Here is a 22,115-nt window from a genome sequence, read left to right as displayed (position 1 = left end):
GAAACCGAATGCAGGCTAGCGCCATTGGTTTTAAACTGCAACCACATCGGACGGAGACCGCCATGCACGCAGACAGCCCCTGCCCCGTTGCCCGCAGCGCCGATCTGCTCGGTGATCGCTGGGCACTGCTGGTGATCCGCGATGCCTTCGACGGCGTCAGCCGCTTCGGCGACTTCCAGCGCAGCCTGGGCGCCGCCCGCAACATCCTCAGTGATCGCCTGCGCAGGCTGGTCGAGGCCGGCATCCTGCAACTGCAACCGGCCTCCGACGGCTCGGCCTACCAGGAATACGTGCTCACCGCCGCAGGCCTGGAACTGTTCCCGCTGCTGGTCGCACTGCGCCAGTGGGGAGAGCGCCATCGCTTCGGTGCAGGCGAAGCCCATTCACAGCTGATCGAATCGGCGACGCGGCGGCCGCTGCCCTACATGCAGCCGCGCGGGCGTGACGGCCAGCCCCTGCAGGCCGCCGCAACACGTGTGCGCAAGCTCAAGGACGACGGGCACGGCGCCTGACCCGCCCATTCGCGCACACCACGATCCGGTCGTGCCGGTTAGCATCGGATGTTTCCGCCGCCGGACACCGCCGATGTCGCGCTATCGCCCTTCCCTGATGACCGCCCTGCTGCTGCCGCTGCTGGCCTGCAGCGCCGGAGCCACACAGGCCCGCGAGGTTGCCGCGCCCGCCGACCACGTGCAGGCCGATGGCCCCTATGTGTTCCGCGAGGGCGACCGGCTGCAGGCCAGATGGATCTGCGACGACAAGGTCGAGTCGCACACGCTTGCCACGCAGGCCGCAGGTACCGATATCGCCCCGCGCTGCGGCTACGAACACACGGTGCATGTGGCTGCCCCGAATGCACCGTCGATCTCGGTGCTGCCGGCCGTGCCGCGCATCGTCGCGCTGTCCGACATCCACGGCCAGTACGGACTGCTGGTGCGCCTGCTGCGCGCCCACCAGGTCATCGACGCACAGGACCGCTGGGCGCTGGGCAAGGACACCCTGGTCATCGCCGGCGATGTATTCGATCGCGGCCCGCAGGTGACCGAAGCCTTCTGGCTGCTGTATGGCCTGCAGCAGCAGGCGGCTGCGGCCGGCGGCGCGGTGCACTTCGTGCTCGGCAACCACGAGACCATGGTGCTGTACGACGACCTGCGCTATGTCAACCCGAAGTACCTGCGCAGCGCCCAGCTGCTCGGTCGCAGCTACCCGCAACTGTACGGTCCCGACTCGGTGATCGGGCAGTGGCTGCGCACCCGCCCGGTACTGCTGAAGATCGGTGACACCCTGTTCCTGCACGGCGGCATTTCGCCCGAAGCCGTCGAGCTGGCGCTGGACCCGGCGCGCACCAACGCGGCCTACCAGGCCTCGCTCGGCCTGCCCAGGGCCGAAGTGAAGGCCGACCCGGCCACCGCACCGCTGTATGACGGCAAGACCAGCCCGATCTGGTACCGCGGCTACTTCGATGGGCGCCTGGACACCGCAGGGGTGCAGAACGTGCTCGACCGCCTGCAGCTCTCGCGCATCGTGGTCGGCCATACCTCGATGCCGCATGTCAGCAGCTTCCATGGCGACCGTGTGATCGCCATCGACAGCAGCATCAAGAACGGCGAGAACGGCGAACTGCTGTTCATCGAAGATGGCAGGCTCAGCCGTGGCCTGCTGGACGGTTCGCGGGTGCCGCTGGCGCAGGGCGAGCCCGGCCTGCAGGACTGAATGGCGGAACAGCGCGACCGCGCCCAACGGCGCCGCCGCGCTCCACCTTCACCCGGTTTGCGGCTACCCTCGGCAGCCGAGAGGCCCACCCCGTCCATCCGGTGGGCCTGACCGTTACAGGAGCCCCCGCGCATGCGCGTTCTGATTGCTGAAGACGACCCGGACATCGCCTCCGGCCTGTGCGCCTCGCTGCGCCGGCAGGGGTACGTGGTCGACCACGTCGACAATGGCGCGCACGCCGACGCAGCCCTGGGCTCGACCCAGTACGCACTGCTGGTGCTGGACCTGGGCCTGCCGCAGCTGGATGGCCGCGATGTGCTGCAGCGCCTGCGCCTGCGCGGAGATGGCCTCGCAGTGCTGGTGGTGACCGCCCGTGACGGTCTGGCCGAGCGCGTGCGTGTGCTCGACCTGGGTGCCGACGACTACCTGGTCAAGCCGTTCGCGCTGGACGAATTCGAAGCACGCGTGCGTGCCCAGCTGCGCCGGGTCACCAGCAATGGCAACCCGGACCTGCGCATCGGCCGCCTGCGCATCGACCTGGCCGGGCATCGGGTGTGGATCGACGACCAGTCGCTGGAACTGACCGCGCGCGAATTCGGCCTGCTGTCGGCACTGGCGGTACGCGCCGAGCGCATCGTATCGCGCGCGCAGCTGGTGGAAGCGCTGTGCGACTGGGGCCAGGATCTGACCGACAACGGCCTGGACATCGCCCTGCACCGCCTGCGCCGCAAGCTGCAGCCCGGCGGCATGGGCATCCGCACCGTGCGCGGGCTGGGCTACATGCTGGAAGACGCGCAGGACGAAAGCGCCTCGTGATCAGTGGCCCCCCCCCAGCCTGCGCCGGCGCCTGCTCGCCTTCCTGGCGCTGCCGATGCTGGGCCTGCTCACCTTCAACACGATCCTGGCCTATTACGTTGCGCTGGACTATTCCAACCGCATCCACGACCGCAACCTGATCGACGACACCCACTCGTTCGCGCAGATGCTGAGCACCATGCCGGTGACCAGCGACCTGTCTCCGCAGGCGCGCTTCCTGATCGAGTACGACCCCGACGGCCATCGCTACTTCAACGTCGACAGCAGCCGCAAGGGCACCCTCAGCGGCAACGCCGACTTCAGCCCCTATGCCCCCTCGCAGGACTGCACCGGCGTGCATCCGGCGCTGTACGACGGCAACCTCAATGGCCAGCAGGTGCGCATGGCCACCGTCTGCACGCAGGCGATGAACGATCCGCAGGACCAGCTGGCGGTGACGGTGGCCGAGAGCATGGCCGACCGCCGACAGCGTGCGCGCGAGATCCTGATGATCATCATCCCGCTGATGACCATGCTGGCGCTGGGCACTGCCGCGCTGGTCTGGTTCGGCGTGACCTACGGCCTGCGCATCCTGACCCCGCTGAGGACCCGCCTGGCGCAGCGCCGCGGCGAACTGGCACCGATCTCCGATGCCGACGTGCCGGAGGAGATCCAGCCACTGATCAGCACCATCGACGATCTGTTTGCCCGCCAGGCGGAAATGATCACCCTGCAGAACCGCTTCATCGCCGATGCCGCGCACCAGCTGCGTTCGCCGCTGGCGGGCATGGCCCTGCACGTGGACCAGGCGCTGGCACATGGTGATCCCGATACGGTGCGCGAGGCACTGCAGCACATCCGCCGGCTCAACCAGCGCACTGCCCGGGTCAGCACCCAGCTGCTGGCGCTGAGCCGGGCCCAGACCGTGCCCGATACCGTGGAGGCACTGGACCTGTGCGAGCTGGTGCCGCAATGGGTCGGCACGCGCGTTCCGGAGGCGATCCGTGATGGCATCGACCTCGGCTACCGCGGCAGCCCCCATCCGCTGCGTGTACTCGGCAACGGCGCCATGCTGCAGGAAGCGCTGGACAACCTGATCGACAACGCCCTGCGTTATGCCGGCCGCAATGCGACCGTCACGGTCGGCGTGCACGCGCTGGACGACAATGATGTCGAACTGTATGTGGAAGACAACGGCCCCGGCGTGCCCGACGACGTGATGCCACGGCTGGGCGAGCGCTTCTTCCGGGCACCGGGCACCAATGCCAGCGGCACCGGCCTCGGCCTGGCCATCGCGCACGAGGCGGTGGAGCACTTCGGCGGCCGCCTGAGCTTCCTGAACCGCCCCGGTGGCGGACTGAAGGTCGCCATCACACTGCCGCTGCTGAAGGCGCCCTGACCCGGCCCGGGGCGCTGAAAGGCTGGCGAAAATCGCGCTTGCGATCCTGCCATCCCCACTGCCGTCCCGGAGCCGCCAGGTGACCGAATCGCACGACTTCTTCCTCCCCGGTGGCCCCCAGGGCGTGCTGCTGGTCCATGGCCTGACCGGCACCCCGGCGGAAATGCGCATGCTGGGCAAAGGGCTGAACAACGCCGGTTTCACCGTGCACGGCGTGCAGTTGCCCGGCCATTGCGGCAGCGTGGATGACCTGCTGGCGACCACCTGGGAACAGTGGTACCAGGGCGTGGAAGATGCGGCGGCAACCCTGCGCGGCAAGGTCGACCAGCTGTTCGTCGGTGGCCTGTCGATGGGCGCGGTGCTGTCGCTGGCCCTGGCTGCACGTCGCCCGGAGTGGGTGTCCGGGGTCGGCGTATACGGCGCCACTTTCCGCTACGACGGCTGGAACATCCCCGCCGTGGCCCGCTTCTCGTTCCTGCTGCCGTGGTTCAAGCGCTTCAACATCGGCCGCGACCGCATGTTCATGGAAGAGCCGCCCTACGGCCTGCGTGACGAGCGACTGCGTGCGCAGGTCAGCGCCGCCATGCTGTCCGGCGACAGTGCCGCCGCCGGGCTGCCGGGCAACCCCTGGCATGCGCTGGCCGAGATGCGTGCGCTGAGCAACTGGACCCGCCGCCATCTGCACCAGGTCACCGCACCGTGCCTGGTGATGCACGCCCGCGAAGACGACGTGGCCAGCATGGGCAACGCCGAGCTGGTGATGTCGCGGGTCAGCGGTCCGAAGGAACTGGTGGTACTGGAAGACAGCTACCACATGATCACCATCGACCGCGAACGCCGCGATGTGATCCGTCGCAGCGCGCGCTTTTTCACCGAGATCGGTGAACGCACGGGCGTACTCAAGGCGGTGGCCTGAGATGGGGGCACTCGCCACGCTGCTGTGGCTGGCCAACGTGGTGCTCGATACCGGTGGCCAGCTTGCCTTCAAGGCCGCCGCCAGCGACCCGCAGGACGGCGAAGGCCTGCAGCGCTGGAAACACATGCTCAGCCGGCCCTGGCTGTGGATCGGCATCGCCTGCTACGTGCTTGAGTTCGTCGCCTGGATCGCCTTCCTGTCGCTGGTGCCGCTGTCCAAGGGCGTACTGCTGGGCTCGATCAACATCGTCGCGCTGATGATCGCCGGCCGTTTCCTGTTCCGCGAGAAGCTCACCCCGCTGCGGGTGACCGGCATGCTGCTGGTCACTGCAGGCGTGGCGGTGGTGGGGGCCGGCTCATGAGGCGTCTGTATGTGATCGGCTTCCCGCTGCTGATGGCCTTCGACACGCTGGCCCAGCTGTGCTTCAAGTATGCCGGTGATGCCGCGCTGCCGGTCGAGGCCAACACCGCCTGGCTGCTGCGCGTGCTGTCGCAGCCGTGGGTGTACGGCGCCATCCTCGGCTACGTGGGTGCGTTCTTCACCTGGATGAGCCTGCTGCGCCATGCGCCGATCGGCCCTGCATTTGCCGCATCGCACCTGGAAGTGATCAGCGTTCTGCTGCTGTCGGCGTGGCTGTTGAACGAACCGCTGACCCTGCATCACCTGGTCGGCGCGGTACTGATCGTGGCCGGCATCGTCTGCCTGGGCCGTGCCGAAGCGGACGATCCGCACAGCCCTGCCGAAAGCACCGCATGAGCACGTTGCGATGAGCCTGTTCGCGCGCGAGCTGCCGCCCACCGCCGGCCTGCCGATGCAGGCCAGCGACTTCCTTCCTGGCGGTGGCGACCTGCGCGCGGTCCTGGCCAGCCAGCTCGGCACACCGCCGCTGCAGTTGACCTGTTCCGGCACGCACGCGCTGCTGATCGCGCTGCGAACGCTGCGCAGGCGCACACCCCAGCGCGACACCGTGATCCTGCCGGCCTACACCTGCCCGCTGGTGCCGATCGCGGTGCACAGCCTGGGCCTTCGCGTACAGCTGTGCGACACCCGTCATGGCCACTTCGATTTCGACCCTGGCCAGCTCAAGCGCCTGGCCGATGCACGCACGCTGGCGATCCTGCCCACTCACCTGGGCGGGCGCATCGCCGATGTCGAACTGGCATGCGAGGTTGCGCGCGGCGCCGGCGCCTGGGTGATCGAGGATGCCGCGCAGGCGCTCGGCGCACGCGTTGGCAACACCAGTGTCGGCCTGCGCGGCGATATCGGATTCTTCAGCCTGGCCGCCGGCAAGGGCCTGAGCCTGCACGAAGGCGGCCTGCTGGTCAGCCGCGATGACGAACTGCGTGCCGCGCTGGCCGGACATGCCGCCGAACAGGTGCGCTTCAACCTGCGCTGGGAACTGCTGCGCAGTGTGCAGCTGCTCGGCCTGGCCGCCTGCTATCGGCCGTCGCTGCTGTCGCTGGTGTACGGAAATCCGCTGCGCAGCGCATTGCAGCGTGGCGACCTGGAAGAAGCGGTCGGTGACATTTTCCCGCTGGAGATTCCGCAGCACCGGGTCAGCCAGTGGCGGCAGAACATCGGTGCACATGCCGCGCGGCGCCTGCCGGCCTTCCTGCAGGCAGGGCGCCTGCGTGCATTGCAGCTGCGCGTGCAGCTGGCACAGCTGCCGGCGGTGGAAGTGGTCGATGGGCTGGCCGGTACCGGCGGCACCTGGCCGATGCTGATGCTGCTGCTACCCAGCCAGCGGGCCCGCGATGCCGTGCTGAAAGAGCTGTGGCCACGCGGTCTCGGCGCCAGCCGCATGTTCATCCATGCCCTGCCCGACTACACGTACCTGCGCGGCATCGTGCCGCAGGACGACATGCCCAACGCGCGCGACTTCGCCGCACGCATGCTCACCCTGGGCAACAGCGCCTGGCAGACCCGTGAAGACACGGCCGAAATCCTGCAGGTCCTGGCCCGCGCCTGACCCGTACGTGCACGCGTGGCCTGCGCTCCGCGCATTCATCCATGCACCTTCCTGAACGCTTTCCCAGCCCGTCAATAGAGCCTTTCAACAGGAAAGGAACGAGAAAGGCTGCCTACCTACATTGAGCCTGCCCCGGCATCGGGCCGGGCGCTTCTTTCATCGACGGACCTGCCCATGCACTGGAGCATCCTGTGTGACTTCGATGGCACCATCAGCCTCGAAGATGTCATCGACTCGCTGCTGGAAAAGTACGGCCAGCCGGGCTGGCAGGAACTGGAAGACCAGTGGAAAGCGGGAAAGATCGGCTCGCGTGAATGCATGCAGGGCCAGGTGCGGCTGCTGAAGCTGGACCCGGCCACGCTTGACGCGCACCTGGACCAGGTGCAGATCGATCCGGGCTTCGTCGCCTTCGTCGCCCGCGCCGAGCAGCTGGGCCTGCCGCTGCGCATCGTCAGCGACGGCCTGGACTATGCGATCCACCGCATCCTCGCCAACCACGGCCTGTCGCGGCTGCCGGTGGTGGCCAACCACCTGCGCTGGTGCGAAGACCACTGGGAACTGGAATCGCCCTACCAGGCCGAAGGCTGCCGCAGTGGCACCTGCAAGTGCACCTGCGCCGCGCAGGCACGTGCCAACGAAGCGCCGCGCGTGCTGATGATCGGCGACGGCAGCTCGGATTTCTGCGTGTCCGAAGATGCCGACTTCGTATTCGCCAAGCGCCGCCTGATCACCCATTGCACGAAGGCCGGCATCGAGCATGCCGCGATCGACACCTTCCACGATGCCATCGCGCTGTTGCCGCGCCTGCTCGATGGCAGCCTGCTGCAGCCACGTCGCATCGACGCCACCCCGCAGCCCGCCGTACCGCCCCTGCTGCTGGCCACCGCCTGAGCACTCCCTTCCAGCCACGCTCCCCCGTTGCCCCCTTTCGAACGTCCTTCACGGAACCGAACTGCATGAACATTTTTGACAAGAATGCCGACGCCGCTGCCTCCGATGCGCAGCTGCTGGCCGACGAAGCCCGCTACAGCTCCTTCGGCGACACCGTCCACTACGTCGACCCGCCGAAGATCTTCCAGCGCGGCGAAGGCAGCTACATGTTCGACGGTGCGGGCGTGCCCTACCTCGACCTGCAGATGTGGTACTCGGCCTGCAACTTCGGCTACAGCAACAAGCGCCTGAACGACGCGCTGAAGGACCAGATCGACACCCTGCCGCAGGTCGCCAGCCAGTACCTGCACCCGACCCGCGTGCAGCTGGCCAAGACCATTGCCGTGGATATGCATGAGAAGTTCGGCCTCGATGGCCGCGTGCACTTCAACGTGGGCGGCGCGCAGGCCATTGAAGACTCGCTGAAGATCGTGCGCAACGCGCGTGGCGGCAAGAGCCTGATGTTCGCCTTCGAAGGCGGCTACCACGGCCGTACCCTGGGTGCCTCGTCGATCACCTCCAGCTACCGCTACCGCCGCCGCTACGGCCACTTCGGCGAGCGCGCGATGTTCATCCCGTTCCCGTACCCCTTCCGTCGCCCGAAGGGCATGACCCCGGACGAATACTCCGACCACTGCGTATGGCAGTTCGAACGCCTGTTCGAAAGCGAATACAACGGCGTGTGGGATCCCAAGGTCGGCCAGGCCGAGTACGCTGCGTTCTACGTCGAGCCGATCCAGGGCACCGGCGGCTATGTCATCCCGCCGCGCAACTTCTTCACCGGCCTCAAGCGCGTGCTGGACAAGTACGGCATCCTGATGGTCGTCGATGAAATCCAGATGGGCTTCTGGCGCACCGGCAAGCTGTGGGCCATCGAGCACTTCGGCGTGACCCCGGACGTGCTGGTGTTCGGCAAAGCGCTGACCAACGGCCTGAACCCGCTGTCGGGCCTGTGGGCGCGCGAAGAACTGATCAACCCGACCGTGTTCCCGCCAGGTTCCACCCACTCCACCTTCAACTCCAACCCGCTGGGCACCCGCCTGGGCCTGGAAGTACTGAAGCTGGGCAAGGAAATGGACTACGAGCGCACCGTGCCGGAAAAGGGCGCGTACTTCCTCGACGGCCTGCGTGGCCTGCAGAAGCGTCACCCGGAAATCGGCGACGTCGACGGCCTGGGCCTGGCCCTGCGCGCCGAGATCTGCCAGACCGACGGCTACACCCCGAACAAGGAACTGCTGGACCGCATGGTCGACATCGGCCTGGCCGGTGACCTCCTGCACGACGGCAAGCGCATGGGCCTCGTGCTCGACGTGGGTGGCTGGTACAAGAACGTGATCACCTTCGCGCCGTCGCTGGACATCAGCTACGAAGAGATCGACCTGGCGATCACCCTGCTCGACCAGGCACTGACCAAGGCCAAGGGCTGAGGTTGGATGCGCTGCCGGTTCCCGTGCCGATGGACATGACGTCACGTGCATCCAGCACCGCGCTGGAACCGGCCGCGCTGCTGGAGGGCTTCCTGGCCCACCCGCCGCTCGGATTCGAGGCAGGCCGCCTTCCCAGCGGCCTACCGACCTTCCGTGCGCCGCTGGACCTGACCACGACGATGGATGACGGGCTGCGCGGCAAGTTGGTCGGCCTGCCGCTGTCGCGCCTGTGGCGGCCATGGATCACCTGGAAGACCCGCTTCATCGGTGCCACCAGCACCGAGTACACCCCGTTGCCGGCGCACGTGGCACCGGAGGCTCTGGCCGAGGACGTGACGCGTCACGCGATCGGCGATACGCGCCTGCTGGTGGTCAAGGACCTGGCGATCGATTCACCGCTGCTGGACGACGCCGCCAATGCACACAGCGGCGCCTTCCTGCAGGCGCTGCTGGAACGCGGCTTCGTCGAACTGGAAGGCATGCCATTGGCCTGGGTGGCGATCGATTTCGATTCGCTCGACGGCTATCTCGGCCGCCTGTCGTCCTCGCGCCGCAAGAACATCCGGCGCAAGCTGCGCTCGCGTGATGACCTGCAGATCGACTGCATCGCCACCGGTGATCCGGCCCTGGCCGACCCGCAGCTGCAGGCCGAACTGCATGCGCTGTACCTGGGCGTGTTCGCGCAGAGCGCGGTGCATTTCGACCAGCTCGGCCTGCCCTACTTCCAGCATCTGCTGGCCGACAGCCAGGGCCAGGGACGGATGTTCCTGTATCGCCACCAGGGCCAGCTGATCGGCTGGAACCTGTGCTACATCCACGCCGGAAAGCTGGTGGACAAGTACATCGGGCTGGCCTATCCGCAGTCGCGCGAGCACAACCTGTACGCGGTCAGCTGGATGCACAACCTTGAGTACGCGCTGCAGCACGGCCTGAGCCACTATGTGGCCGGCTGGACTGACTCGCGGATCAAAGCCGAGCTGGGCGCCCGCTTCACCTCCACCCGGCACGCGATCCACGCACGCTCCCCGCTGCTGCGTGCCGCCCTGCGCCGCCTGGCCCCGTACCTGCAGGGCGAACCTGATGGAGGCGGCTGAGCGATGCCGTTGCGTTCCCCGCTGATCCTCGACCTGGACGGTGGTGTGCTGCCACTGCCCCAGGCACAGACCCTGGCGCTGCCGCAGTGGCACGACCCGCTGCGCTTCGCCTGCAGCAACAGCACCCTGGATCGCTTCGGCGCCGAAGTGCTCGCGTCGCTGCCCGCGCAACCCGGCACGGTCATGCTCGGCAGTGGTGACTTCCACCATCTCAGCCTGCCGCTGCTGCGCCGCATGCGTGCACAGGCGCCGTTCCAGCTGGTGGTGCTGGACAACCATCCGGACAACATGCGTTTTCCGTTCGGCATGCATTGCGGTTCATGGATGAATGCCGCCAGCAAGCTGCCGCAGATCTCGCACATCCATGTGCTCGGCATCACCTCCAGCGACATCGGCCTCGGCCATGCCTGGGAGAACCACTGGCGCCCGCTGCTGGGCGGCCGCCTGACGTACTGGTGCATGGACGTGGATGTCGGCTGGGGCCACCGCCTCGGCATGGGCCGTGCATTCCGACGCTTCGAGCACCCGGAGGCACTGGTTGCCGCGTTCGCTGCCGAACAGGCCAAGTCGCCGCAACCGACCTACCTGTCGATCGACAAGGATGTGTTCGCCGAGGACGTCGCCCGCAGCAACTGGGACCAGGGCCGTTTCCAGCTGGAAGACGCGCTGGTGGTGATCGAAGCGCTGCGTGCCGGCGGCCTGGTCGGCAGTGATATCACCGGCGAGGTGTCGCTGGCCAACTACCAGAGCCGCTTCAAGCGCTGGCTGTCGTCGCTGGATGGCCAGCCGGATATCAGCGCCGATGATCTTCCCGCCTGGCAGGCCCGGCACCAGCAGGTGAACCGCGAACTGCTGGCGGCGATGGCCGCGGTACCGACGGCCGGTTGAGCGCTGGTGCCGGCCGCTGGCCGGCATGGCTTCGGTAGTGCCGGCCGCTGGCCGGCAATGCCAACCAAGGTTGGCATCTACCAGACCAATGCCGGCCAGCGGCCGGCACTACACTGGACTCCCGTCCCGGAGCTCTCGCCATGCCCCAGACCGTCATCCCGCAGCTGCGCATGCGCCACGCCGATACCACCCTGCCGTTCTACGTGCAGGGGCTGGGTTTCGTGGTCGACTGGGAACACCGCTTCGAACCCGGCTTCCCCCTGTTCGCCCAGCTCACCCGCGACGGCCAGACGCTCTTCCTCACCGAGCACAGCGGCGACTGCGAGGTCGGCGGTGCGGTGTATTTCATTGTCGACGACGTCGACAGCCTGCACCGCGCCTTCAGTGCGGCCAACGTGCCGATCGAGCAGCCCCCGCATGACACCGAGTGGGGCAGCCGCGAGATGTTGCTGCGCGACCCCGACGGCAACCGCCTGCGCTTTGCCACCCACATGGACTGAATCGGACGGACTTGAGGCGGATATACGGAACATATATGCTTCGTATATCCAATCCACCAGGACCGCCCATGGGCATCGTCAACATCGATGACACCCTGCACGACCAGCTGCGCCGTGCCTGCACCGTCTCCAGCCGTTCGATCAACGCCCAGGCCAACTTCTGGATCCGGGTCGGCATGCTGTGCGAGATGAACCCGACGCTGAGCTTCCAGGACATCGTCGCCAGCGAGCTGCGCGCGGCCGGCGTGCAGCCGCCGCTGCTGCCGCCGGGCCAGGTCTGAGCCGATGGGCATCATCAAGCGCCCCGACGAGATCGCGTTGATGGCCGAATCCGGGCGCCTGCTGGCGCAGGTGTTCGCCGCGCTCGACCAGCTGCCGCTGCAGGGCCGCAGCACGATGGAGATCAACGAATTCGTCGAGCGCATGATCGTCGATGAGCTGCAGGCACGGCCGGCCAGCAAGGGCCAGTACGGCTTCCCGTATGTGCTCAACACTTCGATCGACAACGTGATCTGCCACGGCGTACCCAGTGCCACCGACGTGCTGCGCAACGGCCAGATCGTCAACCTCGACATCACCCTGGAAAAGAACGGCTACATCGCCGACTCCAGCACCACCTACCTGGTCGGCGAGGTCGACTACGCCGCGCGCAGGCTGGTGCAGACCGCCTACCAGGCGATGTGGAAAGGCATCGCTGTGGTGCGCCCCGGTGCACGCCTGGGCGATATCGGCCATGCCATCGCCCGCCACGCACGCAGCCACGGCTACAGCGTGGTGAAGGAGTACTGCGGCCACGGCATCGGCCAGGAGATGCACGAGGAACCGCAGATCCTGCACTACGGGCATCCCAACACCGGCATGGTGCTGGAAGCAGGGATGGTGTTCACCATCGAGCCGATGCTCAACCAGGGCAAGCCGGCCATCCGCCAGCAGCCGGACGAATGGCCGGTCTACACGCGCGACGGCAAGCTGTCGGCGCAGTTCGAGCATACCGTCGCGGTCACCGGCAGCGGCGTGCGCGTACTGACCCTGCGCCCAGGCGAGACGCCGTTGTGCGCAGTGGATGCCGCCTAGAGCGGGCGCAACAGCAACAACGTCGCAAGGCAGAACATGAACATCGCCACGCCAGCATCCAGCACCCGCCACGCAGACGGCCTGCGGAACACCGGCTGCAACAGGCGCGCGCCATAGCCCAGCGTGCAGAACCAGATGACGCTGGCTGCGCAGGCGCCGGCAGCAAACGCCCAGCGCAGATCGCCCGGATAGCGCGTGGACAGGCTGCCCAGCAGCACCACGGTGTCCAGATAGACGTGCGGATTGAGCAGGGTGAAGGCCAGGCAGGTCAGCAGCACCTGCCGTCGATCGCCACCGTCCACGTCACCCGCCGCCAGTGCACTGCCACCTCGCCACGCGCGCAGCCCGGCCTGCAGGCCATACCAGAGCAGGAATGCCGCGCCACCGAAACGCAGCACCTGCAGCAGCAGCGGCCACTGCAGCACCAGCGCACCCATGCCGCCAACGCCGGCAAGGATCAGCGCGATGTCCGCACCTGCGCAAGCCAGCACTACCCTCCCCACATGGCGCTGCTGCAGGCCCTGGCGCAGCACGAAGGCGTTCTGCGCGCCGATGGCGATGATCAGGCCGGCACCTGCGAACAGGCCGGCGGCGGTAGCAGCAATCCACATCGGGACAGGCCAGGCAGCGGGGGGACGCGCAGGGTGCGGCCAACGGACACGTTAAGACAAACTGATTTTTCTTTATCCTGTGCAGAAATACTGAAGAGGTGCCGGTGTGGACCTGGTACATCCGCAACTGTCCGCATTTGCTGCAGTGCTGGAAGAAGGCAGCTTCGAGGCCGCCGCACGCCGGCTGTCGATCAGCCCGTCGGCACTGTCGCAGCGGATCAAGGCCCTGGAGGACCGGCTTGGCCAGGTGCTGGTGGTGCGCCAGGCACCGTGCCGGCCCACCGCCGCCGGTGAGGCACTGCTGCGCCGTGTGCGGCCGATGCAGGCGCTGGAGGCCGAGGCAGTGGCCGAACTGCTGCCCGAACGCGGCAGTGACGCCGCGCGCACGCCAATCCCGCTGGCGGTCAACGACGACTCGCTCGACACCTGGTTCGTGCCGGCCATCGCCGACCTGCACCAGCGCCATGGCTATCTGTTCGACCTGCGCATGGACGACCAGGACCACACCCTGCAGCTGCTGCGCGATGGCAGCGTGCTCGGCGCGGTCACCGCCGAAAGCCAACCGGTGAAGGGCTGCAACGTGCACCCGCTTGGCGCGATGCGTTACCACGCCATCGCCTCTCCCGGCTTCGCGCGTCATTACTTCAGCGACGGCATGCAGGCCGCGGCACTGGCGCGCGCACCGATGCTGGTGTTCAACCGCAAAGATGAACTGCAATGGCGCTTCGTGCGGCGCCTGACCCGCGCGCGCCTGCAGCCGCCGCTACACTACCTGCCCTCCTCCACCGGCTTCGTCGAGGCCGCCGCGTGCGGACTCGGCTGGGGCATGGCCCCGGAAACGCTGGTCGCGCCCGCCGTGCGCGCCGGCCGCGTGGTGGTACTGGAACCCCGCCGCTGGCTCGATGTGCCGCTGTACTGGCAGCATGCCGCCGTGCGTTCAAGCACGCTGCAGCACATCACCCAGGCGCTGCGCACTGCGGCCAGCGGCACCCTTCGTTGAGGACAGACCGATGACCGCAGACCCGGGCTTCACGCCGCGCGCACTACCGTTTGCGCACTTCTTCACCATTGGGACGGCATGGGCGTGATCGGCCGACGTACAAGGATGCACTGCGCGAAGACCGCGCTGGCGCTCGCGCTGGCAACCTGCCTGCCACCCGCTGCGCTGGCGCAGACCACCGGCGATACACCCGCATTGGACTGGGAACAGGCGCGGCAACGCCTGGAACAGGTCTCCGATGCACTGGCCGCCGCCGATGCAGCGGTGCGCAACAAGCAGGACCTGCAGGAAGCCACCCGCCTGCTGCGCCTGCCGGAAATCACCGGCGAAGTGCGCCGCCTGCAGTTCCAGAAGACCCTCACGCTGCCACTGGGTTCACTGGCGCCGGTGGCCGAGGCCTATGGCATTGACTCGCCGCTGTCGTTCACCGAACGCGACTGGCGTACCCGCCCGGTGGTGACCGCGGTGCTGCCGCTGTACACCGGCGGCGTGATTCCGGCCGCGCAACGTGCCGCCAGCGCCGCCCACGAGCAGGCCAGCGCCGAGCGCGAAGCACAGCGCCAATCGCTGACCGTGCAGCTGGCCCAGGCCTATTTTGGCCAGCGCCTGGCCGAGCAGGCGGTGGACGTGCGCCGCGATGTGCGCGATGGCCTCAACCGTCACCTGTCCGACGCGGAGAAGCTGGAACGCGAGGGCTTCGCCACCCGCGCGCAGCGCCTGCAGGCCACCGTAGCCCGCGACAAGGCCGAGCGCGAATTCCAGAAGACAGTGAACGACCTGGCCACGCTGAAGGCAGCGCTGGCCACGCTGCTGCGCAGTGGCGGTGAGGTGCAGCCGGTATCACCACTGTTCGTGCAGCGCGTGCCACTGGAACCGGTGGCCAGCTTCGAGCGCACCGCGCAGGCGCGCCAGCCGCAGATCACGCGCCTGCGAGCGATGGTGGCGCAGGCCGAACAGGGCGTGCGCGTGCAGCAGGCCAAGCTGAAGCCGCAGATCTTCGCCTTCGGCCAGTACGACTTCCGCCGCCGCGACGAGATGCTGACCGATCCGGACTGGGCGTTCGGCATCGGCCTGAAGTACACCTTCCTGTCGCCGAACTCACGGCCGGCGCAGATCAGCGCCGCGCGTGCGCAGCAGGACCAGGCCGAAGCGGGCCTGCGCGAGGCCGAGAACCAGGTCGCGCTGGGCGTGCGCAAGGCCTGGAACGAGCTGGAAACCGCGCGCCAGCAGTATGTGCTGCTCGACAGCAGCATCGCCCAGGCACAGGAAAACCTGCGCCTGCAGGAACTGGCGTTCCGCGAAGGCCAGGCGACTTCGCTGGATGTGATCGACGCGCGGCTCGGCCTGGGCGGCGCCCGTGTCGAGCGCGCGCAGGCCGCCTACCAATACGATATTGCGCTGGCACAGTTGCTGGAGGTCAGTGGACAGATGGACCGTTTCGAAGAGTTCCGGCGGCGTGCGGACGAGGTGATCGACCATGAGTGATGTGCTGCACGACGATGCGACGACGCCCCCGGCCAAGCGCCGTCTGGGCCCAATCCTGATAGTGGTGCTGCTGGTCGTGGTGGTGCTTGGCCTGTGGCTGGCCTGGCGCAGCCCGGCCGACCAGATCCAGGGCATGGCCGATGCGGACACCATCAACGTGGCCGCCAAGATCACCGCGCGCGTGGCCGAACTGAAGGTGCGCGAGGGCGACCGCGTGCAGCCCGGGCAGGTGCTGTTCCTGCTCGACAGCCCGGAGGTGGCCGCCAAGGAACAGCAGGCCCACGGCGCATTGGCCGCCGCACAGGCGGTGGCCGACAAGGCCGACGAAGGCGCGCGCAGCGAAGATATCCGCGCCGCCGAAGCGAACTGGAAGCGGGCCGAAGCCGGCGCGACGCTGGCCGAAGCCACCTACCAGCGCGTGCAGAACCTGTTCAACGAAGGGGTGATGACCCGGCAGAAGCGCGATGAAGCGCATGCCCAGGCCACCAGCTCGCGCGAACTGGCGCGTGCCGCCCGCGCGCAGTACGACATGGCATTGGCAGGCGCACGCGAGCAGGACAAGCGCGCCGCGCAGGGCCAGGTGCAGCAGGCGCAGGGCGCGGTGGCCGAAGTCAATGCCGCGCGTGTCGAAGTGGAAGGGCGCGCGCCGGTCGCCGGCGAGATCAACAAGCGCATGGCCGACCCGGGCGAACTGGTGCCGGCCGGCTACCCGGTGTTCACCCTGGTCGACATCGACCGCATGTGGGTGGCGATGAACCTGCGCGAATCGCAGATGCAGGGCCTGAAGGTCGGCAGCAAGCTTCAGGGCAGCGTGCCGGCACTCGGCCTGGACGGCGAATTCGAGGTCTACTTCATCAACCCCGCCGGCGACTATGCAACCTGGCGTACCACCCGCCAGTCGTCCGGCTACGACGTCCGCAGCTTCGAGGTGCGGGTGCGCCCGGTACGCCGCATCGAGGGCTTCCGCCCCGGCATGAGCGTGCTGTTCGCATGGCCCCAGCACTGAGCCCCGGCCGCGGCGGCTTCGCCGCAAGCTGGCGGCGCGAGCTGCAGTCGCTGCGCGGCAACCGCGCCGACCTGATGCTGGTGACCCTGCTGCCCCTGCTGATGCTGGCGATGATGGCGTGGATGTTCACCCCGTCGGTGATGCGCGACATCCCGATCGCCGTGGTCGACCTCGACCACAGCAGTGACAGCCGCCTGCTGCTGCGCATGCTCGATGCCAGCCCCGGCGTGCGCATCGCCAGCCAGCCGGTGGACATGGAAGACGCACGTTCGCAGCTGCGCCGCCTGGATGTGTTCGCCATCGTGCTGGTGCCGCGCGATGTCACCCGGCAGGCGTTGCGTGGCCGCCAGGGCACGCTGTTCGCCTATTACAACGCCACCTACATGACCACCGGCCAATCTGCGGCGCGCGATATCGGCGACGCGGTCTCGGCCTGGAACGCGCGCCTGCTGCGTGAGCGCATCGGCCTGCAGGTCGGTCCGGGCAAGCTGCGTGCGGCGCCGATCGCGGTGCAGTCGGACATCCTCTACAACCCGGCGCGCAGCTACGAATTGTTCCTGCTGCCACTGATCTTCCCGGCAGTGCTGTCGCTGGTACTGGCGCTGGCAGTGGCCGGCAGCCTTGGCCGCGAGATCCGCGACGGCACCCTGCCCGCCTGGCTGGGTCGCACGCCGTGGTCGGCGATTGCCGGCAAGGTCGCGCCGTACATCCTGCTGTTTTCGCTGTATGGCGCGCTCGGCATCGGTTACCTGGCCTGGCTGCGCGGCGATGGTGTGGCCGGCAGCGTGCTCGTGCTGCTGCTCGCACAGCCACTGTTCTACCTGGCAACGGCCGCCTACGCGTTGTTCTTCGTCGGCGTCACCCGCGACATGGGTACCGCGCTGTCCGCGGTCGGCCTCAGCATCGGCACCGCACTGGCATTTTCCAGTGCCACCTTCCCGGTGCTGGATGGCCCCCTGTTCACCCGCATCTGGCATCAGCTGCTGCCACTCAGCGCCTACATCAAGCTGCAGACCCAGCAGCAGTTCATCGGTTCGCCGCTGCAGGTTTCGATATGGCCGCTGACCACGCTGTTGTTGATGACGATGGTGGCCGGTGGCATCGGCGGCCTGCGCCTGATCGCCTTTGCGCGTACACCTGAAGCCGCGCAGCCTGCGGGAGCCGACGCATGAGCGCACTCTGGCGCAGCCTGCGGCAGACGCTGATGGCAGTGCTGTGCGACCGCTACGCGATCGTGGTGATGGTCGGCGCGGTGATCCTGTACTCGTTCTTCTACCCGGCCGCGTATCGCCACCAGGTGGCGGGCAACCTGCCGGTGCTGGTGGTGGACGAAGACCACAGCGTGACCAGCCGCGAGCTGCTGCGAAAGCTCGATGCACTCCGCGTTGCACGCGTGGTCGGGCAACCGGCGGACATCGACAGTGCGCGCCAGCAGCTGGAAGCCGGCCACGCAGAAGGGATCGTGCTGATTCCGGCCAACCTGGAGCGCGACATCCTGCGCGGCCATCCGGCCAAGCTGGTGCTGCTCGGCAACGGCGCCTACCTGGGCCGTGCCAGCTGGGTACTGGGCAGCGTGGCCGATGCACTGGGCGCGTTCGGGCGTGAGGCGGTAGTCGGCCAGGCGGCCTTCATGGGCGCGCCGCAGGCACCGCCGGTCACCCTGGTGCAGCGCCCGCTGTACAACACGCAGGAAGGCTATGGCAGCGCCATCGTGCCCGGCGTGGCCGAGCTGATCGTGCACCAGACGCTGCTGATGGGCATCGGCGTCCTGCTCGGCGGCCGCCGCCTCGCGCTCGGCCGGCGCCTGCGCTTCGACCTGCCGACCCTGGCCGGCATGGCGATGGGCTTCGGCCTGATCGGCCTGTTCGGCCTGTTCTACTACGCCGGCTTCACCGCCTGGGTGCAGGACTATCCGCGCGGCGGCAACCCGCTGGGCCAGTTGTTGGGCGGCACGCTGTTCATCGCCGCCACGGTGGCGTTCGGCCTGTTCGTCGGCAGCTTCTTCCGCACCCGCGAACGCGCCTTCCAGTACATCATCGCCACCTCGATCCCGCTGTTCTTCCTGGCCAACCTGTCGTGGCCGGCGGTGATGACGCCGCCACCGCTGGTCTGGCTGGCGCAACTGCTGCCGACCACCTCGGGCATCAACCTGATGGTGAGGCTGAACCAGATGGACGCCCGCCTGGCCGAAGTCAGCCACGAACTGATCACCCTCACCGTCCTGCTGCTGCTCTACGGCAGCCTCGCCACCTGGCGCCTCCTCGCCAAAAAGGGGACGGAGGGGATTAAGTCGTAAACGGCCGGTTGGGGGAATTGCGACTTAATCCCCTCCGTCCCTTTTTCCTGCAACGAAGAACGCCGGCGCGGGGCCGGCGTTCGGGTACTGCGGTGTGGAAGGGGAAACGGGGGCTGTCGGCGATCGATCAGCGGTAGACCCGTTCGCAGCGGCGTTCAACGACGCGGTCGCCGTTCTTCTGCTGGCTGTTGCCCTGGATCTGGCGACCGGCCGCACCACCGGCAACAGCACCGGCCACCGTAGCGAGCTTCTTGCCATTGCCGCCGCCCACCTGGTTGCCCAGCAGGCCACCGATCACTGCGCCGGTGGCGGTACCCGTGATGCGGTTCGGATCGCGCGAGTTGCGCTGCACTTCCACGTTCTTGCAGACCACGCGACTGCCGTCGTTGAACTTGCGTCCCTCATCGCGCGGCCCATACGTCTGCGCACCGGCCACCGACGAAGCCGCCAGCAGCGTGCCCAGCACAAGCAATCGGGTCGAGGTCTTCATGGCCATCTCCTGAGTTCCGGTATGGCGCAAGTGTCCTCCTGCGGTTGGCAACCGGAAGTGAAATGCGCGTGTCCGCCGCCTCATCGGCCATCGCGCGTTCAGGAAGAAAGTTGCGCCCATCGCGATCAACCATCGCGATGGGCGCCGTCTCCCTGCCGGCACGCGCTGTTGCTAGAACTCTTCCCAACCACCCGCGTTGGCAGCCAACGTCGGCTCGATGCGCGGCGACAGCACCGCCGGGCGTCTCACTGGCGTGACCGAGGCGGCTACTGCAGCAAGCGCGCGCGGGACCGATACGGCTGCCGCGGCCGCACCGGTGCGGAACACCGACACCGCCTCGGTCAGCAGGTTGGCCTGCTCTTCCATGGACCGCGCTGCGGCGCTGGCTTCTTCCACCAGCGCCGCATTCTGCTGTGTGGTCTCGTCCATCTGCACCACCGCCTGGTTCACCTGTTCGATACCCGAGCTCTGCTCCTGCGATGCGGCGGAGATATCAGCCATGATGTCGGTGACGCGCTGCACCGACGCCACGATCTCGCCCATCGTGGTGCCTGCCTGGCGGACCAGCGCCGAGCCGTCAGCGACCTTGCCGACCGAATCCTCGATCAGGCCCTTGATCTCCTTGGCCGCACCGGCCGAGCGCTGTGCCAGCGTACGCACCTCACTGGCCACCACCGCAAAGCCCCTGCCCTGCTCGCCGGCACGCGCGGCTTCCACCGCCGCGTTCAACGCCAGGATGTTGGTCTGGAAGGCGATGCCGTCGATGACGCTGATGATCTCGGCGATCTTCTTCGACGAGGCTTCGATGGCCGACATCGTGGTGACCACCTGGCCCACCACCTCGCCGCCCTGCGAGGCGACGCCATGCGCGCCGATGGCAAGCTGGTTGGCCTGGCGTGCGTGCTCGGCGTTCTGCTTCACAGTGGAGGTCAGTTCCTCCATCGACGCAGCCGTCTCTTCCAGGTTCGCCGCCTGCTGCTCGGTGCGCCGCGACAGATCGGTGTTGCCCGAGGCGATCTCGCCTGCCGCCAGGTTGATGCTGGACGCGCTGGACTGGATGCGGCCGACAATCTGCTTGAGCTGATCGACGGTGGCATTGCAGTCATCGCGCATGCGGGCGAACACGCCGTGGAAGTCACCCTGCATGCGTACGGTGAGGTCACCGCGCGAGATCGCCTGCAGCAGGGTCGACACCTGCACCAGGTTCTCGTCGGTGGTCTGCATCAGGCGATTGAGCCCGGCCACCATGTCGCGGAAATCATAGGCGAAGCGATCTTCATCGCCGCGCAGGCTGAAGTCGCCTGCCGCCGCGGCCGTCGCCAGCCGGCGGATCTCGCTGTTGATCGCCGACAGGCTGGTCTTGGTCTCGTCCATTGCCTGGGTGATCGCCGCCTTCTCGCCCGGCAACGGATCCATGTCCACCGACAGGTCGCCACGGGCATAGTGCTTCATCACCTCGATCAGCCGGTTCTGCACCTGCACGTGCGAACCGACCAGCGCATTGGTCTCATGTACCATGCGCCCGTAGTCGCCGGGGAAGGCACTCTCGTCCATGCGATAGCTGAGGCTGCCCGCATCGTGCTGGCGGGCCAGCTCGCCCTGCGCCGCCATCACCGACTGCAACTGCGCCTGCATGCGCTGCATCGACCTGAGCAGCTGCGTCACCTCATCGTTGCCGGACGCGTCGATGCTGTTGTCCAGCCGCCCGTTGGCGATGCCGTCGGCCAGCTTCACCGCACCCTCCAGCGGGCGGGTCAGGCTGCGGGTGATGGCCCACGCGGCCAGCGAGCCCAGTACCAGGCTCAACGCACCGAACACGATCGACAACGTGCCGGTCCAGGATTCGGTTGAACGGTATTCCTCGCGGCTGCGCTCGGTCAGCGCTTCCTGATGCCGCAGCAATGTCGAGATGGCCTCGTTCCAAGCGGTTGCCAGCCCATGCTCGGCGAGCAGTTCCTTGGCCGCGCCGTCGAAATCACCGGCCTTCATACGCTCGTGCAGATGCTGGGTGGAGGCATCGGTGGCCTTGCGTGCCGCGTCGATCTTCGCAACCAGGGTATCGCCGGTGGCATCACGCGGAATCTTGATGTATTTGGCCCAGATGCCGTCGTAGGTCCGCGACAGCTCCTGCGCCTTCTGATAATCCTTGTCGAAATCCTCGCCACGCTTGATCACCATCAGCCGGCGGTGCATCAACACTGCGTTGTTGGTATCCAGCATGTCGTTCAACAGCCGCATCTTCACCATGTTGACGTCCACCACTTTCTCGAACTGGGCAGACTTCAGGTGATTTCCGTACAGCGCCAGGCCGACGATGGCCACGATGAACAGCAGCAGCAGACCAAACCCGGCACCCAGCCGGGATCCCACTCGGAGGTTGCGTAAGGCGAGCATCTCAATTCCCTTGATCATGGCCGTACGATCGATGGCGGCGCAGGCTGGGGAAACTTTATGGGTCGATATTATTATATCGATCCAAAACTCTGGAACTGTGCAGACAGGTGTGAAACGCACCCGGAACG

General features: G+C 67.4%; 23 protein-coding genes. 20 read left to right on the top strand and 3 right to left on the bottom strand.

Translation table 11 applies throughout. From position 1 onward, the window contains the following. The first annotated feature begins 62 nt into the window (after positions 1-62). The 15 genes from EZ304_RS15750 (at position 63) to map (ending at position 12,705) form a co-directional block, all read left to right on the top strand. Positions 63-512 (top strand): winged helix-turn-helix transcriptional regulator, encoded by a 450-nt coding sequence (locus EZ304_RS15750; RefSeq protein WP_099552400.1) that lies wholly within the window; start codon positions 63-65, stop codon positions 510-512. A 73-nt stretch (positions 513-585) separates the two neighbouring features. Beyond that, entirely contained in the window at positions 586-1,713 is a 1,128-nt protein-coding gene (locus EZ304_RS15745) for a metallophosphoesterase (protein ID WP_099552401.1), read from the top strand. A gap of 132 nt (positions 1,714-1,845) precedes the next feature. Further along, positions 1,846-2,529, top strand: coding sequence for a response regulator (locus EZ304_RS15740; RefSeq protein ID WP_142807544.1), 684 nt, complete (start codon positions 1,846-1,848; stop codon positions 2,527-2,529). A 55-nt stretch (positions 2,530-2,584) separates the two neighbouring features. After that, positions 2,585-3,907 (top strand): sensor histidine kinase, encoded by a 1,323-nt coding sequence (locus tag EZ304_RS15735; RefSeq protein ID WP_142807543.1) that lies wholly within the window; start codon positions 2,585-2,587, stop codon positions 3,905-3,907. A gap of 79 nt (positions 3,908-3,986) precedes the next feature. After that, a complete protein-coding gene (locus EZ304_RS15730; RefSeq protein WP_010483180.1) occupies positions 3,987-4,823 on the top strand; it encodes an alpha/beta hydrolase in 837 nt (278 codons plus the stop codon). A gap of 1 nt (position 4,824) precedes the next feature. Further along, entirely contained in the window at positions 4,825-5,184 is a 360-nt protein-coding gene (locus EZ304_RS15725; protein ID WP_006425769.1) for an EamA family transporter, read from the top strand. Beyond that, positions 5,181-5,579 (top strand): DMT family transporter, encoded by a 399-nt coding sequence (locus tag EZ304_RS15720; RefSeq protein ID WP_049429588.1) that lies wholly within the window; start codon positions 5,181-5,183, stop codon positions 5,577-5,579. The genes EZ304_RS15725 and EZ304_RS15720 overlap by 4 nt, the downstream gene beginning before the upstream one ends. A gap of 10 nt (positions 5,580-5,589) precedes the next feature. Further along, the gene (locus EZ304_RS15715; protein WP_142807542.1) at positions 5,590-6,792 is read left to right on the top strand and encodes a DegT/DnrJ/EryC1/StrS family aminotransferase; all 1,203 of its coding nucleotides are present in this window, start codon (positions 5,590-5,592) and stop codon (positions 6,790-6,792) included. A gap of 174 nt (positions 6,793-6,966) precedes the next feature. Then, entirely contained in the window at positions 6,967-7,683 is a 717-nt protein-coding gene (locus tag EZ304_RS15710) for an MtnX-like HAD-IB family phosphatase (protein WP_142807541.1), read from the top strand. Positions 7,684-7,748: 65 nt separating this feature from the next. Continuing rightward, positions 7,749-9,149: an aspartate aminotransferase family protein gene (locus EZ304_RS15705; protein WP_046983245.1), complete on the top strand. Its 1,401-nt coding sequence runs from the start codon at positions 7,749-7,751 to the stop codon at positions 9,147-9,149. A 29-nt stretch (positions 9,150-9,178) separates the two neighbouring features. Then, entirely contained in the window at positions 9,179-10,243 is a 1,065-nt protein-coding gene (locus EZ304_RS15700; protein ID WP_142807540.1) for a GNAT family N-acetyltransferase, read from the top strand. Between the two features lie 3 nt (positions 10,244-10,246). Further along, positions 10,247-11,131 (top strand): arginase family protein, encoded by an 885-nt coding sequence (locus tag EZ304_RS15695; protein ID WP_142807539.1) that lies wholly within the window; start codon positions 10,247-10,249, stop codon positions 11,129-11,131. Between the two features lie 140 nt (positions 11,132-11,271). Continuing rightward, positions 11,272-11,631, top strand: a complete 360-nt coding sequence (locus tag EZ304_RS15690; RefSeq protein ID WP_099552410.1) for a bleomycin resistance protein — start codon at positions 11,272-11,274, stop codon at positions 11,629-11,631. Positions 11,632-11,699: 68 nt separating this feature from the next. Continuing rightward, positions 11,700-11,912, top strand: coding sequence for a ParD-like family protein (locus EZ304_RS15685; protein ID WP_005408659.1), 213 nt, complete (start codon positions 11,700-11,702; stop codon positions 11,910-11,912). A gap of 10 nt (positions 11,913-11,922) precedes the next feature. Beyond that, on the top strand, positions 11,923-12,705 hold the full coding sequence (map, locus tag EZ304_RS15680) for a type I methionyl aminopeptidase (protein WP_185959255.1): 783 nt from the start codon (positions 11,923-11,925) through the stop codon (positions 12,703-12,705). On the opposite strand, the gene EZ304_RS15675 is transcribed toward map, so the two are convergent. After that, positions 12,702-13,316: a LysE/ArgO family amino acid transporter gene (locus tag EZ304_RS15675; RefSeq protein WP_142807537.1), complete on the bottom strand. Its 615-nt coding sequence runs from the start codon at positions 13,314-13,316 to the stop codon at positions 12,702-12,704. The genes map and EZ304_RS15675 overlap by 4 nt on opposite strands. 106 nt (positions 13,317-13,422) lie before the next feature. Here EZ304_RS15675 and EZ304_RS15670 point away from each other — a divergent pair, with 106 nt between their 5' ends. The 5 genes from EZ304_RS15670 to EZ304_RS15650 all read left to right on the top strand — a co-directional run bounded on the left by EZ304_RS15670 (position 13,423) and on the right by EZ304_RS15650 (position 19,103). Further along, positions 13,423-14,316 (top strand): LysR family transcriptional regulator ArgP, encoded by an 894-nt coding sequence (locus EZ304_RS15670; protein WP_142807536.1) that lies wholly within the window; start codon positions 13,423-13,425, stop codon positions 14,314-14,316. 78 nt (positions 14,317-14,394) lie between these two features. Beyond that, a complete protein-coding gene (locus EZ304_RS15665) occupies positions 14,395-15,801 on the top strand; it encodes a TolC family protein (protein WP_142807535.1) in 1,407 nt (468 codons plus the stop codon). Then, complete coding sequence (locus EZ304_RS15660; protein WP_075674992.1) at positions 15,794-16,807, top strand: HlyD family secretion protein; 1,014 nt, start codon at positions 15,794-15,796, stop codon at positions 16,805-16,807. Before EZ304_RS15665 ends, EZ304_RS15660 begins: the two co-directional genes overlap by 8 nt. Continuing rightward, complete coding sequence (locus EZ304_RS15655; RefSeq protein ID WP_142807534.1) at positions 16,792-17,979, top strand: ABC transporter permease; 1,188 nt, start codon at positions 16,792-16,794, stop codon at positions 17,977-17,979. Before EZ304_RS15660 ends, EZ304_RS15655 begins: the two co-directional genes overlap by 16 nt. Beyond that, positions 17,976-19,103 carry an ABC transporter permease gene (locus EZ304_RS15650; RefSeq protein ID WP_142807533.1) on the top strand — a complete coding sequence of 376 codons (1,128 nt, stop codon included), beginning with the start codon at positions 17,976-17,978 and terminating at the stop codon, positions 19,101-19,103. Before EZ304_RS15655 ends, EZ304_RS15650 begins: the two co-directional genes overlap by 4 nt. A 127-nt stretch (positions 19,104-19,230) precedes the next feature. Here the strand turns inward: EZ304_RS15650 and EZ304_RS15645 are convergent, their stop codons facing one another. Further along, positions 19,231-19,599: a glycine zipper 2TM domain-containing protein gene (locus EZ304_RS15645; protein WP_032127541.1), complete on the bottom strand. Its 369-nt coding sequence runs from the start codon at positions 19,597-19,599 to the stop codon at positions 19,231-19,233. Positions 19,600-19,764: 165 nt separating this feature from the next. Next, on the bottom strand, positions 19,765-21,987 hold the full coding sequence (locus EZ304_RS15640; RefSeq protein ID WP_142807532.1) for a methyl-accepting chemotaxis protein: 2,223 nt from the start codon (positions 21,985-21,987) through the stop codon (positions 19,765-19,767). Between the last annotated feature and the right edge of the window lie 128 nt (positions 21,988-22,115).

Source organism: Stenotrophomonas maltophilia (genome assembly GCF_006974125.1).
Taxonomy (GTDB): domain Bacteria; phylum Pseudomonadota; class Gammaproteobacteria; order Xanthomonadales; family Xanthomonadaceae; genus Stenotrophomonas; species Stenotrophomonas maltophilia_O.
This window is presented reverse-complemented; position numbering and strand designations above follow the sequence as displayed.